Annotated in this window: 14 protein-coding genes; all 14 read left to right on the top strand. The window is 68.0% G+C overall.

Annotated features, from left to right (window positions below; all coding sequences use genetic code 11):
* Positions 1 to 7: 7 nt before the first annotated feature.
* Entirely contained in the window at positions 8 to 1,213 is a 1,206-nt protein-coding gene (locus Q0907_RS09305; RefSeq protein ID WP_299343755.1) for a flagellin, read from the top strand.
* Positions 1,214 to 1,399: 186 nt separating this feature from the next.
* Positions 1,400 to 2,548, top strand: coding sequence for a flagellin (locus Q0907_RS09300; protein ID WP_299343753.1), 1,149 nt, complete (start codon positions 1,400 to 1,402; stop codon positions 2,546 to 2,548).
* Between the two features lie 174 nt (positions 2,549 to 2,722).
* On the top strand, positions 2,723 to 3,922 hold the full coding sequence (locus tag Q0907_RS09295) for a flagellin (RefSeq protein ID WP_299343751.1): 1,200 nt from the start codon (positions 2,723 to 2,725) through the stop codon (positions 3,920 to 3,922).
* Between the two features lie 424 nt (positions 3,923 to 4,346).
* Entirely contained in the window at positions 4,347 to 5,714 is a 1,368-nt protein-coding gene (gene fliD / locus Q0907_RS09290; protein WP_299343748.1) for a flagellar filament capping protein FliD, read from the top strand.
* Positions 5,715 to 5,764: 50 nt separating this feature from the next.
* Positions 5,765 to 6,181 (top strand): flagellar export chaperone FliS, encoded by a 417-nt coding sequence (gene fliS / locus Q0907_RS09285; protein ID WP_296281094.1) that lies wholly within the window; start codon positions 5,765 to 5,767, stop codon positions 6,179 to 6,181.
* Complete coding sequence (locus tag Q0907_RS09280; RefSeq protein WP_299343745.1) at positions 6,178 to 6,483, top strand: hypothetical protein; 306 nt, start codon at positions 6,178 to 6,180, stop codon at positions 6,481 to 6,483. The genes fliS and Q0907_RS09280 overlap by 4 nt, the downstream gene beginning before the upstream one ends.
* A gap of 3 nt (positions 6,484 to 6,486) precedes the next feature.
* Entirely contained in the window at positions 6,487 to 7,071 is a 585-nt protein-coding gene (locus Q0907_RS09275) for a PilZ domain-containing protein (protein ID WP_299343743.1), read from the top strand.
* Between the two features lie 214 nt (positions 7,072 to 7,285).
* Positions 7,286 to 7,918: a response regulator transcription factor gene (locus Q0907_RS09270; RefSeq protein WP_296281099.1), complete on the top strand. Its 633-nt coding sequence runs from the start codon at positions 7,286 to 7,288 to the stop codon at positions 7,916 to 7,918.
* A 236-nt stretch (positions 7,919 to 8,154) separates the two neighbouring features.
* Positions 8,155 to 9,579, top strand: coding sequence for an RNA polymerase factor sigma-54 (gene rpoN / locus Q0907_RS09265; protein WP_299343740.1), 1,425 nt, complete (start codon positions 8,155 to 8,157; stop codon positions 9,577 to 9,579).
* A gap of 15 nt (positions 9,580 to 9,594) precedes the next feature.
* On the top strand, positions 9,595 to 9,975 hold the full coding sequence (locus tag Q0907_RS09260) for a response regulator transcription factor (protein WP_055944547.1): 381 nt from the start codon (positions 9,595 to 9,597) through the stop codon (positions 9,973 to 9,975).
* Complete coding sequence (locus Q0907_RS09255) at positions 9,968 to 11,428, top strand: sigma-54 dependent transcriptional regulator (protein ID WP_299343738.1); 1,461 nt, start codon at positions 9,968 to 9,970, stop codon at positions 11,426 to 11,428. Before Q0907_RS09260 ends, Q0907_RS09255 begins: the two co-directional genes overlap by 8 nt.
* Before the next feature lie 76 nt (positions 11,429 to 11,504).
* Entirely contained in the window at positions 11,505 to 11,864 is a 360-nt protein-coding gene (gene fliE, locus Q0907_RS09250) for a flagellar hook-basal body complex protein FliE (RefSeq protein ID WP_296281105.1), read from the top strand.
* Between the two features lie 47 nt (positions 11,865 to 11,911).
* Entirely contained in the window at positions 11,912 to 13,576 is a 1,665-nt protein-coding gene (gene fliF, locus Q0907_RS09245; RefSeq protein ID WP_299343731.1) for a flagellar basal-body MS-ring/collar protein FliF, read from the top strand.
* A gap of 16 nt (positions 13,577 to 13,592) precedes the next feature.
* On the top strand, positions 13,593 to 14,579 hold the full coding sequence (gene fliG, locus Q0907_RS09240; RefSeq protein ID WP_296281165.1) for a flagellar motor switch protein FliG: 987 nt from the start codon (positions 13,593 to 13,595) through the stop codon (positions 14,577 to 14,579).
* The last annotated feature ends 17 nt before the right edge of the window (positions 14,580 to 14,596 follow it).

Raw genomic sequence — 14,596 nt, 5'->3', positions numbered from 1 at the left:
ACCCTCCATGGCACAGGTAATCAACACCAACACGATGTCGCTCAACGCTCAGCGCAACCTGAGCACCAGCGGCGCTTCTCTGGCCACCACCATCCAGCGCCTGTCGTCGGGCCTGCGCATCAACAGTGCGAAGGACGACGCGGCCGGTCTGGCCATCTCCGAACGCTTCAGCACGCAGATCCGTGGCCTCGACGTCGCGGTCCGCAACGCCAACGACGGCATCTCGCTGGCCCAGGTGGCGGAAGGCTCGCTGACCGAGATCGGCAACAACCTTCAGCGCATCCGTGAGCTGTCGGTGCAGTCAGCCAATGCGACGAACTCCTCGTCCGACCGTGCTGCGCTGAATGCGGAAGTCAAGCAGCTGACCGCCGAGATCGACCGCGTCGCCAAGCAGTCCGAGTTCAACGGCACCAAGCTGCTGGACGGTTCGTTCTCCAGCCAGCTGTTCCAGGTCGGCGCCAACGCCGGCCAGGCCATCGCCATCGACAAGACCGTCGATGCCAAGGCCAATGCGCTAGGCGGCGCGATGTTCGCCACGGCCACCTTCACGACGGCGACTCCCGCCGACGGCGTCACCGCCCTCAAGATCGAAGGCCTGCAGCTGACCAACGCCGATGGCGCCACGGTCACCATCGACACCGTCGACGTAGCCGCCCAGGGCACCGCCGCAGGTACCCGGGACGCGGCCGCGAAGGCGATGGTCACCGCGATCAACGCCAAGATCGGCGAGAGCGGCGTGTACGCCGAACTCGGCGCCGCGGGTGCGATCAACCTGACCTCGGTCAAGGACAGCGTCGGCACCAACGGTGCGTTCAAGGGCATCGCGATCGAGACCGGCACCTGGACCGGCGGTACCGCCCCGGCCGACGTCGCCGCCAGCACGGTCGCCACCACCAAGCAGTACGCCGCCAACCTGGACATCAGCTCGGTCAAGGGCGCGCAGCAGGCGCTGGAAATCGTCGACAAGGCCCTGACCGCCGTCAACGGCGCGCGTGCCGACCTGGGTGCAGTGCAGAACCGCTTCACCTCGGTGGTCGCCAACCTGCAGACCAGCTCGGAAAACCTGGCCGCTTCGCGCAGCCGCATCCGCGACACCGACTTCGCCAAGGAAACCGCCGAACTGACCCGCACCCAGATCCTGCAGCAGGCCGGTACGGCCATGCTGGCCCAGGCCAACCAGGTGCCCCAGAACGTGATGTCCCTGCTCCGCTAACCGCTTCACAGGAATCGTCGCCTGGCGCAGGCGCCCCGGAAGGATTCGTCTCCCTCCGTTTCGCGCCGGGATGGATGGCCCCGCCATCCGTCCGCCCTCCACCGGCTTGGTGGCGGGCGCCGGGCATTCCTCCCCGCTTTTGCTCCGCGTACCCCGCTTCACTCTCCCTTTTTCCAGGACTCCGTCATGGCACAGGTCATCAACACCAACACGATGTCGTTGAATGCTCAGCGCAACCTGAGCACCAGCGGCGCTTCGCTCGCCACCACCATCCAGCGCCTGTCTTCCGGCCTGCGCATCAACAGCGCGAAGGACGACGCGGCCGGCCTGGCCATCTCCGAGCGTTTCAGCACGCAGATCCGCGGCCTCGATGTCGCCGTGCGCAATGCCAACGACGGCATCTCGCTGGCCCAGGTCGCCGAAGGCTCGCTGACCGAGATCGGCAACAACCTGCAGCGCATCCGTGAGCTGTCGGTGCAGTCGGCCAACGCGACGAACTCCTCGTCCGACCGCGCCGCGCTGAACGCCGAAGTGAAGCAGCTGGCGTCGGAAATCGACCGCGTCGCCAAGCAGTCCGAGTTCAACGGCACCAAGCTGCTGGATGGTTCGTTCTCCAGCCAGCTGTTCCAGGTCGGTGCCAACGCCGGCCAGGCCATCGCCATCGACAAGGTGGTCGACGCGCGCTCGCAGTCGCTGGGCAACATCAAGTTCGCCGCCGACGTCACCGGCACGGCGATCGCCGACGCAGGCGCGGACGGCAGCATTGCCGGCCTGACGATCAACGCGATCGCGATCGACACCGTCGCTTACACCAACGGCACCAGCGGCGACGACATCGCCAAGACGCTGGCGACCGCGATCAACGCGAAAATGGGTGAGACCGGCGTGTACGCGTCGGTGACCGCCGATCAGGTGACCCTGAACTCGGTGAAGGCCGGCAAGGACCTGGTGGTGGGTGGCACGGTGACCGGGTCGGGCCTGACGGCCGCTACGACCACTGCCGCAGCGACCGCCACGGCCTCGTTCGTCAAGGATCTCGACATCACCTCGGTGGAAGGCGCACAGAAGGCCCTGGAAATCGTCGATTCCGCGCTGACCTCGGTCAACGGCGCCCGCGCCGACCTGGGTGCGGTGCAGAACCGCTTCACCTCGGTCGTCGCCAACCTGCAGACCAGCTCGGAAAACCTGGCCGCTTCGCGCAGCCGCATCCGCGATACCGACTTCGCCAAGGAAACCGCCGAACTGACCCGCACCCAGATCCTGCAGCAGGCCGGTACGGCCATGCTGGCCCAGGCCAACCAGGTGCCCCAGAACGTGATGTCCCTGCTCCGCTAAACCGCTTCACGGGAATCGTTGCCTGGCGCAGGCACCCCGGAAGGATTCGTCTCCCTCCGTTTCGCGCCGGGAGAGGTGGCCCCGCCACCTCTCCGCCCCACACCGGTCTGGTGGCGGGCGCCGGGCATTCCTTCTCTGTTGTAACCCCTTTCTTCTTTTCCACAGGTCCGCGCCATGGCACAGGTCATCAACACCAACACGATGTCGTTGAACGCCCAGCGCAACCTGAGCACCAGCGGCGCCTCGCTCGCCACCACCATCCAGCGTCTCTCGTCCGGCCTGCGCATCAACAGTGCGAAGGACGATGCCGCCGGCCTGGCGATCTCCGAACGCTTCAGCACCCAGATCCGGGGCCTCGATGTCGCCGTGCGCAATGCCAACGATGGCATCTCGCTGGCGCAGGTCGCCGAAGGCTCGCTGACCGAGATCGGCAACAACCTGCAACGCATTCGCGAACTGGCCGTGCAGTCCTCCAACGCGACCAATTCCTCCTCCGACCGCGCCGCGCTGAACGCCGAGGTCAAGCAGCTGACCGCCGAGATCGATCGCGTGGCCAAGCAGTCGGAGTTCAACGGCACCAAGCTGCTGGACGGTTCGTTCTCCAGCCAGCTGTTCCAGGTGGGCGCCAATGCCGGCCAGGCCATCGCCATCGACAAGACCGTCGACGCCAAGGCCGCCTCGCTCGGCAAGGCGCAATTCGGCTCCACCGGCGGTGTCAACGTCATGACCGGTACGGCGACCGCCGACGGCAAGATCACGGCGATCTCGGTGACCAATTCCGCCGGCAAGACGATCGCCATCGACGATGTCGACGTGAAAGCTGGCGAGACCGGGGCACAGGTCACCGCCAAGGTGATGGGCGCGATCAACGCCAAGGTCGGCGAGCATGGCATCTACGCCGAATCCACGGGTACGACCGGCGCGTTCTACACGGTAGGTGAAGCCGTGAACGCAAGCGGCGCGCCCGCTGCGATCAACATCGTCTACGGCACCAGCGGCGTCGCCGGCATCACCTCCGGCACCGGCGTGAATGGCGGTACGCCCGGCGCCGGCGAGATCAAGGGCCTGTCCGACCTTGACGTCACGTCGTACCTCAATGCCTCACGCGCCGTGACCATCGTCGACAAGGCGCTGACCGTGGTGAACTCGGCCCGCGCCGACCTGGGTGCGGTGCAGAACCGCTTCACCTCGGTGGTCGCCAACCTGCAGACCAGCTCGGAAAACCTGGCCGCCTCGCGCAGCCGCATCCGCGACACCGACTTCGCCAAGGAAACCGCCGAACTGACCCGCACCCAGATCCTGCAGCAGGCCGGTACGGCCATGCTCGCCCAGGCCAACCAGGTGCCCCAGAACGTGATGTCCCTGCTGCGCTGATACGCGGCCGCCCGTCTGCTCCTTAGTAGTTCCCTGTCGTCACGGACGGATTCGTCTCCCTCCGTTTGGCAGTACCCCAACCCCTGCCGGCAACGGCGGGGGTCTTTTTTTTGCAGGAGTGAGTGTGACGCGTGAGGCGTGAGCAAACGCGTCCAGCCGGCTCGGCAGCATTCGCCTCCATTCGGTCCCCGCGCCTCTCCGCTCACTCGCCACCCCACTGGCACAAACCCTGCATCACCGCCGTCGACCGCATTTCTTACCAGCACGCCGGACCCACGGCGGCGGTGGGAGACGGAGAAATGCGGCTAAAGAACGGCTCAGCCGGGCCGTTATTGGTACTGCACGGGCGGGTCCCATTCGTGATCGGATGGCGGCCCGCCCGGCCTCCCCTTTTTGCGGAAAGGGTCAGACAGGAGACAGGGCAATGGCAGATTATTCGCTGGGTTACGGCGGCATCGGTTCGGGGCTGGACATCACCGGCATGGTCGAACAGCTGGTCGCGGCCGATCGCAAGCCCGCCGACAATCGCCTGAACCGCATCGAGAGCCAGGCAAAGTTCAAGCTCTCGGCCATCGGCACCGTCAGTTCCGCCTTCAGCACGCTTGATACCGCGCTCAAGGCCCTGAAGTCCGCCACCGCGTTCGACGTGCGCTCGGTCAAGTCCGGCACCGACACGGTCGCCGGGGCCAGCGTCGCCAGCGGCACGCCCAACGGCATCTACAACGTTGAGGTGGTCGAGCTGGCCACCGCCAACAAATGGATCACCAACACCCCGGTCGGCGCCACCCAGACCTTCGGCGCCGGGCAATTGACGCTGACCGTCGGCGGCGAGTCGCTGGCCATCGACATCGCCGAGGGCGCAACCCTCCAGGACGTGCGCAGCGCCATCAACGACGTCGCCCGCAGCAAGGGCGTGCAGGCGAGCGTGCTGACCTCCAATGACGGCCAGTACCTGTCGGTGTCCTCGGACAAGACCGGCGCCGCGAACGGCATCACCCTGGCCTTCGCCTCGGGCGGCAGCGACCTGCAGTCGCTCGCCACCAGCCTGCAGGAACGCGTGCCGGCCGCGGATGCCGAAGTGCTCATCGATGGCCTGACCGTCACCGCCAGCACCAACAAGATCACCGAAGCGGTGCCCGGCCTGACCCTCGACCTGAAGACCAAGGGCACCAGCACGGTCACCGTATCGACCGACACCGCGGCCGCCAGCAAGCTGATGCAGGATGTCGTGACCGCGTACAACACCGCCATCGGCGCGATCAACGCCAGCACCAAGTACAACGCCGAAAGCAACGAGCCTTCCGCGCTGACCGGCGACGCGCAGATGCGCAGCGCGGCCGGCCAGTTGCGCAACCTGATGGGCGACCTGCTCGGCGGCCTGGCGGCGCAGGGACTGGATGCGAAGACGATCGGCCTGCAGACCAAGGGTTATCCGACCTCCGACGGCACGCTTGTGTTCGACAGCAGCAAGTTCACCGCGGCCCTGACGGCTGACCCGGAGAAGATCCGCACCGCCTTCACCGGCGACACCGCGTTCGCCGGCCGGCTGCAGACCGCGGTCAGCAGCTATGTGGGCACCGATGGCGCGTTCACCCTGCGCACCAACGGGCTGAACGCGCAGATCAAGGATGTCGCCACGCAGCGCACCGCACTGGATGCGCGCATGGAGGCCGTCGGCAACCGCTACAAGGCGCAGTTCGTGGCGCTGGACAGCATGATTTCGCAGATGAACACCACCAGTTCCGCCCTCGCCCAGCAACTGGCGTCGCTCACCGCTCAGACGAGCAGTTAATCACCGCGGGTCCGGACCGCCTCCCCGACCGGATCCCCAGGAGAAATGGAATGTCACTTCAGTCCTACGCCGCGCAGTACCGCAACACCGGCCTCAGCAGCGCCGTGATGGAAGCGGATCCGCACCGTCTGGTCGCCCTGCTGCTGGCGGGCGCCTGCGAGCGCCTGCGCCTGGCGGAAGCCTGCGTGATGCGCGGCGACCTGGCCCGCAAGGGCAAGGCCATCGGCGAAGTCAGCGCCATCATCGGCCACCTCAACGGCTCGCTCGACCACGAGGCGGGCGGCGAGATCGCCGGCAGCCTGTCCGCGCTGTACGACTACGTGCAGACGCGCCTGATCGAAGCCAACCTCCACAACGATCCCGCCGCCCTGCGCGAATCGCTGGACCTGCTGGGCGAAATCGAGTCCGCATGGAACGCCATTCCCAACGAGCAGCGCCAGGTCCCGGCGATGGCCGCGGCAGGATGAGCACCGCGCCGGCCCTCGACGAGCTGTTCGCCCAACTGGACGCCATGCGTCGCGCCCTGCACGCCGGTGAACTGGAAGACGTGGAGCGCCTGCTCAATCGCCACGACCACGACGTGCGCGCCTTCCTCCATGCCGACGGCGGCCGGAGCGCAGGCTACGACGCGCTGGCCGTCCTGCTGCGCGCGCAGCTGGAACTGCAGAAGAGCATGCAGGACGCCCGCGAGCAGGCGCGCGTACGCATGCACGCCACGCAACGCGCGGATCGTGCCGCGCGCGCGTACCTGTCCGTTGTCGAGGGATGAGCCATGACTAGCCCGATCGTGCTGGTCGAGCACCCCGCCGAGCACGCGCTCTTCGATGGCGCGCTCACCTGTGACGTCGTGCTGCCGGCGCGCTTCGACGCCGGCCAGCGCGCGTTGATGCAGGCACCCTCGGAAGCGCTGCTGAAGGGATTGGCCGTCGCCGAAGACGTCCGCGGCGACGATCCGGAAGAACGCAAGGAATCCACGCCCACGCAGCAGCGCATCGAAGCCAAGCTGGACCTGGTGCTCTCGCTGCTGGGCCGGCTCTCACGCCGCCACGAAGCCGCGCTTCCCGTGACCGGCCTGCGCTGGTCGCATCGGGGCATCCGCCTGGACGCGGCCTCGCTGCCCGCCTGCGCAAGCGGTACGCCCGGCATCGTCACGGTACAACCGGCGACGTGGCTGAGCGACCAGATCGAGTTGCCGGCGACCGTGCTGGACCATGTCGAGGGATCGCAGGGACTGTTCCACCTGTGGCTGCAGTTCGATGCCCTGAATGCCGGCCTGGCGGAAGCGCTGGACCGTCACCTGTTCCGCCTGCATCGCCGCCAGGTCGCCGAAGCACGGCAGCTGGCCAGCCGGACGTAAACGCGTTTCGCGCAGATCGTCCGGGAGCGCACCAGCGGCCGTGCGCGCGTCACGTCCACAATCTGCGGTATTCGCTGTTTTCGGCGGGACACGGACGCCGCAAGCGTGACGTGCGTCGTGCTTTCACCGCTCCATCGCGATTATGAATTGGCGCCGCGCACGTGCACCGTTATGGTGACTTGATCCTGCAACGCGACAACGACTGATTTCTCCCGTGCGTGTACTCATCGTCGACGACCACACCCTGGTCCGCGCCGGCATCGGCCGGCTGCTGCAGGCCCTGCCCGACGTCGATGTCGTGGCCGAGGCCTGCAATGCCCAACAGGCGCTCGACATGGCGGCGATCCACCGCCCCGACCTTATCCTGCTGGACCTGTCCCTGCCCGACCGCAGTGGCCTGGACCTGCTGCCCCTGTTGCGCGAATCGCTGCCGCAGACGCGCGTGGTGATGATGTCGATGCACAACGATCCCACCCAGGTACGCGTGGCGCTCGATCGCGGTTGCGCCGGCTTCGTGGTGAAGGAAGCCGCACCGATGGAACTGGAACTCGCGTTGCGCGCGGCCGCCGACGGCCAGGTATTCCTGAGCCCGCAGGTGTCGTCGAAGATGCTGGCGCCGATGCTCAACCCGCAGCGACCGACCGGCATCGCCGCACTCTCGCCGCGCCAGCGCGAAATCCTGCGCCAGCTCGGCAGCGGCATGAGCAGCAAGGAAATCGCCGCCCAGCTCGGCATCAGCGTCAAGACCGTCGAAACGCACCGCGCGCGGATGATGGAATCGCTGGGCTGCCGCCGCGCCAACGATCTGCTGCTGCTGGCCGCGCGCCACCAGAACGAACTGGCCTGAGCCTTGCAGTATCCCGGGGCGACACCGCATCCGTGACGGAATCCCGTTATCGCCACGCCCTTCCGGGCGCCTGCCTCCGCCATTGAACCGACGTCGTAGGGGAAACCCTGACGGCAGGTGGGGCGTGCCCGCAGCACGACCAGAAACGCCCTGATTTTTTTTCCGTCACCCGCCCCGCACAGTGTCAACACGATGTGAAGCCAGCTCGGCATGCCATCGAATCGGGGATCACGGGAATGAAAACGGGACTTTCCACCCAGCTCGGGCAGCAACTCCACCTGACGCCGCAACTGCTGCAGTCGATCCGGCTGCTGCAGCTGGACGGCCTGCAGCTGGAGATGGAGGTGCGCCGGGCACTGGACCTCAATCCGCTGCTCGAAGTGGAGGAAGTACAGGACGCCGACCCGGCCGGTGACATCGAGGTGCTCCCCGCGCAGGACGTGGCGACGCTGGAAACGGCCGCGTTCGACGAACTTCCCGAATCGAACCTGTGGGACGTGGCCGGTGCCGGCTGGCAGGACGGCGACGACGACCGCATGCAGCGCGTCGAGGCCGGTGAATCCAGCGACCCGCACGTCCGCGTGCTGGATCGCCTGGCGCTGGAACTGGATGATCGTGCGCTCGACGTGGTCGCGTTCTGGCTGGAGCACACCAACGACGCCGGCTACCTGGAGCAGGCACCCGATACGCTGGCGCTGCTGGCGTCGGCGCGCTTCGACCTCACCACCGGCGCCGCACTCGCCCTGCGCGAGCGCCTGCTGCGCGGCGAGTTCCCCGGCCTGACCGCGGCCGACGTGCGCGAATGCCTGCTGGTGCAGCTGGACTGCCTGCAGGGACGCGTGCCCGCCCGCCACGTCGCGCGCCGCATCGTCACCGACGGCATGGCCCTGCTGGCCGCGCACGAGTACGACGCCCTCGCGCGCCTGCTGGAGCTCGACCTGGACCAGGTCATGGAAGGCGTGCGGCTGGTGCTGTCGCTGGATGCGCGCCCGGGCGCGTCGCTGGCGCCTGCCCCGACCGGTTACATCGTGCCGGACGTGGTGGCCTGGCACGCCGACTGCGCGTGGCGCGTGGCACTGAACCCGGCCACCACCCCGCGCGTGCGCGTCAACGCCATGCAGGAACGCGCCCTGGACCAGGCCGAGCCGTCCGAAGGCGCCGGCAAGTTGCGCGAACTGCTGCAGGAGGCGCGCTGGCTGACCCGTGGCCTCTCCATCCGCTACGACACCCTGCTGCGCACCGCGCGCGCCATCGTCGAACGCCAAGCGGGCTTCCTGACCCAGGGCGACGAAGCGATGGCCCCGCTGACGCTGAAGGAGATCGCCGATGCCATCGGCATGCACGAGTCCACCGTCTCGCGCATCACCACCGGCAAGTACATGCAGACCCCGCGCGGCACGTTCGAGCTGAAGCACTTCTTCGCGGTACGGCTGGAAGGCGCCAACGTGTCCGGCCCGGCCGTCCGCGCGATGGTCCGCCGCCTGATCGATTCCGAACCGGCGGGCAAGCCGCTGGCCGACGAGGCCATCGCCGGCCTGCTGGCGCGCCAGGGCATCCATATCGCCCGCCGGACCGTCGCCAAGTACCGTGAACAACTCGATATCGCTCCCGCCCGGGAACGCCGACGCGCTACCGTATCCGTCTTGGCCAAGGCTGGATAACGGAGCACGACCGCAATGAGCAAGATCACCGTACTGCTGGTGGACGACCACGAAGGTTTCATCAATGCCGCCCTGCGCCACCTGCGCAAGGTGGAATGGCTGGACATCGTGGGCCGTGCCAGCAATGGCCTGGAAGCCATCGAACGCTCCGAGACGCTGCGTCCGGACGTGGTGCTGATGGACTTGGCCATGCCGGAAATGGGCGGCCTGCAGGCCACCCGCCTGATCAAGACGCAGGACGCCCCGCCCTTCATCGTCATCGCCAGCCACTTCGACGACGCGGAACACCGCGAACACGCGATGCGCGCCGGCGCCGACGACTTCGTCAGCAAGCTTTCCTACATCCAGGAAGTCTTGCCCATCCTCGAAAAATTCAAAGACCGCCGCCATGAGTGAATCCCGCATCCTCGTCATCGACGCCGACGCCACGCGTGCCGAACGCCTGGCCGGACTGCTCGAATTCATGGACCTGACGCCCCGCTGGGTCTCCAGCGCCGGTGACGTGGATGTCCGCCGCGCCCGGCAGCACGACTGGCTGGCGGTGGTGGTCGGTTCGCTCGACGACCAGAAGGCCGCCGACGGCTTCTTCGCCTGGCTGGGCAAGGCGCCGCTGCCCCCGCCGGTGCTGCTGCTGGAAGGCGACACCGCGGGCTTCGCGGCCGCCCACGGCCTGCACGAGGCCGGGGTCTGGGCGCTGGAAAGCCCCATCCGCCACGCCCAGCTGGAAGCCTGCCTGCGCCGCGCCAGCCTGAAGCGGCTGGATACCGAACACCAGGCCCAGCAGGTCAGCACCAGCGGCCCGACCGGCAACAGTCCCGCGGTCACCCGGCTGCGCCGCATGATCGAGCAGGTCGCCACCTTCGACACCACCGTGCTGGTGCTCGGCGAGTCCGGTACCGGCAAGGAAGTGGTGGCCCGCGCCATCCACGACCAGTCGCCGCGTCGCGACGGCCCGTTCGTGGCCATCAATTGCGGCGCCATCCCGCCGGACCTGCTGGAGAGCGAACTGTTCGGCCACGAGAAAGGCGCCTTCACCGGCGCGCTGACCGCCCGCAAGGGCCGCTTCGAAATGGCCGAAGGCGGCACGCTGCTGCTGGACGAGATCGGCGACATGAGCCTGCCGATGCAGGTCAAGCTGCTGCGCGTGCTGCAGGAACGCAGCTTCGAGCGCGTCGGCGGCAACCAGACCATCCGCTGCAACGTGCGCGTGATCGCCGCCACCCACCGCAACCTGGAAGCGCGCATCGCCGACGGCCACTTCCGCGAAGACCTGTTCTACCGGCTCAACGTGTTCCCCATCGAGATGCCCGCGCTGCGCGAGCGCGCCGACGACCTGCCCGACCTGGTGATGACCATCGCCGCGCAGCTCTCGCGCACCGGCCGCGGCGAAGTGCGCTTCGCCAGCGAGACGCTGCAGGCGCTGCGCCTGTACGCCTGGCCTGGCAACGTGCGCGAGCTCACCAACCTGGTCGAGCGTCTCGCCGTGCTGCATCCCGGCGGCCTGGTGCGCGTGGCCGACCTGCCGAAGCGCTACCAGCCGGAAGGCGTCGAGCTGCCGGCCGCGCCGACCATCGTTGCAGCGCCTGCGCCGGCCGCCACCGCACCCGCCCCGTCGGCCATCGTGGCGGCGGCCGTGACGCCCGCCGATCGCCTGCCCGAAGCCGGCATCGACCTGCGCGAGCACATCGCGCAGATCGAACTGAACCTGATCCGCGACGCGCTGGACCGCGCCGGCGGCGTGGTCGCGCATGCGGCCCAGTTGCTGGGCCTGCGCCGCACCACGCTGGTGGAAAAGCTGCGCAAGTACGGCATCGAGCGCGAAGACGTGGCGCTGGCGACGGAAAACTGACTGGCCCCGGGCGCGGTTTCCGGCACGGGTCTTGCAACCGACTACGCAAGACACCCGACGACCGAAGCACCCGCCCATGTCCGACGTCACTTCCATCCTCTCGCAGATCCGCAGCTACCAGCACCAAGTCGGTACCCGCGCACTGGAGCCGATGCCGAATCCGGGCGCGATCGGCCCGGGGCGGGTGGGACTGGAGCAGCCGGGCGTCAAGGCGCCCAGCTTCGGCGACACCCTGCAGAACGCGCTCGAGGGCGTGAACAACGCGCAGAAGACGTCCGGCGCGCTGGCCCAGGCCTTCGAACTCGGCGACCCGCGCGCCGACCTGGCGCGGGTGATGGTGGCCGCCCAGCAATCGCAGGTCGCTTTCCGCGCCACCGTCGAGGTCCGCAATCGCCTGGTGCAGGCCTACCAGGACGTGATGAACATGCCGCTGTGATGCGGCACCCACCTTCCCTTTCCTTCTCCTAGAACCGACCCGTCGCCATGGCCCTCACGCTGTCCAAGGAAGCCCTGAAGGAATCGCTGACCGCCGACAAGGCCGGCGCGGCGCTGACCAAGATGCAGGACGCCCGCGTGTTCAAGCAGATGGGCACGCTGCTGCTGATCGCCGGTGCGGTGGCGGTGGGCATGATGGTGTTCTTCTGGTCGCAGAAGCCGGCCTACACCCCGCTGTACACCGGCCTGGACGCCAAGGCCACCGCCGAAGCCACCGACATGCTGCGCGCGGCGCAGATCCCCTTCCAGCTGGACCAGGCCAGCGGCGCGATCTCCGTGCCCGAGGAAAACCTGCACGATGCCCGCCTGAAGCTGGCCGGCGCCGGCCTGGCCGAAAGCGGCCGCCTCGGCTTCGAGATGATGGAGCGCGATCCCGGCTTCGGCGTCAGCCAGTTCGTCGAGAACGCGCGCTACCAGCACGCGCTGGAAACCGAACTGGTCCGCACCATCACCACGCTGCGTCCGGTGCGCGACGCCCGCGTGCACCTGGCCATCCCCAAGCCCAGCGCGTTCACCCGGCAGCGCGAAGTGGCCAGCGCGTCCGTGGTGCTTGACCTGCGCTCGGGCACGATGCTGGAGCGCAACCAGGTCGATGCCATCGTCCACCTGGTCTCGTCCTCGATCCCCGACCTGGCCCCGGAGCGCGTCACCGTGGTCGACCAGAGCGGCCGCATGCTGACCATCAGCGACCCGAACAGCGAGGCCGCGCTCAACGCCGCCCAGTTCGAGCGCGTGCGCAAACTGGAAACGTCCTTCAACGACCGCATCCGCGAACTGCTGGAACCGCTGACCGGCCCCGGCCGCGTCAATGCGGAGGTCGCCGTGGACATGGACTTCTCCGTCACCGAAGAAGCGCGCGAAACCTTCGCCAACGACCCGGCCAAGATCCGCAGCGAGCAGGTCAGCCAGAACAGCGTCGCCGCCACCGGCCCGGAAGGCGTACCCGGCGCCACCAGCAACACGCCGCCGGGCCCGAATGCCGCCGCCGCGCCGAACCCCGCCGCCCCGGTGGAAACCAGCAGCAGCGCCACCCGCAACTTCGAGATGGACCGCACCCTGCAGCACACGCGCCAGCCCGCGGGCCGCGTGCGCCGCGTCACCGCCGCGGTGCTGGTCGACCACGTGCCGCGCACCGGCGAGAACGGCAAGGTGGTGATGACGGCGCTGGACGCCGCGACGCTGGCCCGCATCGAAGCGCTGGTGAAGGAGGCCGTGGGCTTCGACGCGGCGCGCGGCGACTCGGTGTCGGTGATGAACGCACCTTTCGTGCGCGAGACCGAAGCGCCCTCGGACGTTCCATTCTGGGAAAGCCCGTGGCTGCACAACCCGATGGTGCGCGACATCGCGCGCTACGGGCTGGGCGCGCTGGTGGTCGTCGCACTGCTGTTCGGCGTGCTGCGCCCGGCCATGCGCCAGATCATCAGCCCGACCGCCAAGCTGAAGCACGAGGACGACGGGATCGACGTCAACGTGGTGCACGCGGAAGACGAAGACGGCGTGGTCGCCACGCTCTCGCACGAGCACGCGCCACCGTTGCGCGCCCTGCCCTCCGATGCTTACGAAGACCGCCTGCGCCAGGCGCGGGAAGCGGTGAAGACCGACTCCAAGCAGGTCGCACAGGTGGTCAAGGACTGGGTGGCCAGCGATGAGTAACGCGCAGGACAACACACTGACCGGTGTGCAGCGCGCCGCCGTGCTGCTGCTCTCGCTGGGCGAGGAGGACGCCGCCGAGGTGCTCAAGCACATGAACGCCAAGGAGGTGCAGAAGCTCGGCATCGCCATGGCCACCATCTCCGGCATCAGCCGCGAGCAGGTCATGCAGGTGATCTCGAACTTCGGCGAAGCGCTCGACAAGCAGACATCGCTGGGCATGGGTGCCGACGACTACGTGCGCAAGGTGCTGGTGCAGGCGCTGGGCGAGGACAAGGCCGGCAGCCTGATCGACCGCATCCTGCTGGGCCGCAACACCACCGGGCTGGACACGCTGAAGTGGATGGACCCGCGTGCCATCGCCGACCTGGTGCGCAACGAGCACCCGCAGATCATCGCCATCGTGCTGGCCCACCTGGACAGCGACCAGGCCGCCGATACGCTCAAGCTGCTGCCCGAGCGCACCCGCACCGACGTGCTGCTGCGCATCGCCACGCTGGACGGCATCCCGCCGAACGCGCTGAACGAGCTCAACGAAATCATGGAGCGCCAGTTCGCCGGCAACCAGAACCTCAAGGCCTCCAGCATCGGGGGCGTGAAGGTGGCGGCGAACATCCTGAACTTCATGGATTCGGGCCAGGACCAGGTGATCCTGGGCAGCATCACCCAGGTCGACGCCGACCTGGGCGCGCGCATCCAGGACCTGATGTTCGTCTTCGACAACCTGGCCGAACTCGGAGACCGCGAGCTGCAGGCGCTGCTGCGCGAAGTTCCGAACGACCGCCTGGGCCTGGCGCTGCGTGGGGCCGACGCCAAGGTCAAGGAAAAGATCACCCGCAACATGTCGCAGCGTGCCGCACAGATCCTGCTCGAGGACATGGAAGCGCGCGGGCCGGTGCGCCTGTCCGACGTGGAAGGCGCGCAGAAGGAAATCCTCGCCATCGTGCGCCGCCTGGCTGACCAGGGCGTCATCGCCCTGACCGCCAGCGCCGAGGAAATGGTATGAGCGCGCCCTCGCCCCTG

Origin of the sequence: uncultured Pseudoxanthomonas sp. (assembly GCF_947498795.1) — a bacterium.
Lineage (GTDB): Bacteria > Pseudomonadota > Gammaproteobacteria > Xanthomonadales > Xanthomonadaceae > Pseudoxanthomonas_A.
This window is presented reverse-complemented; position numbering and strand designations above follow the sequence as displayed.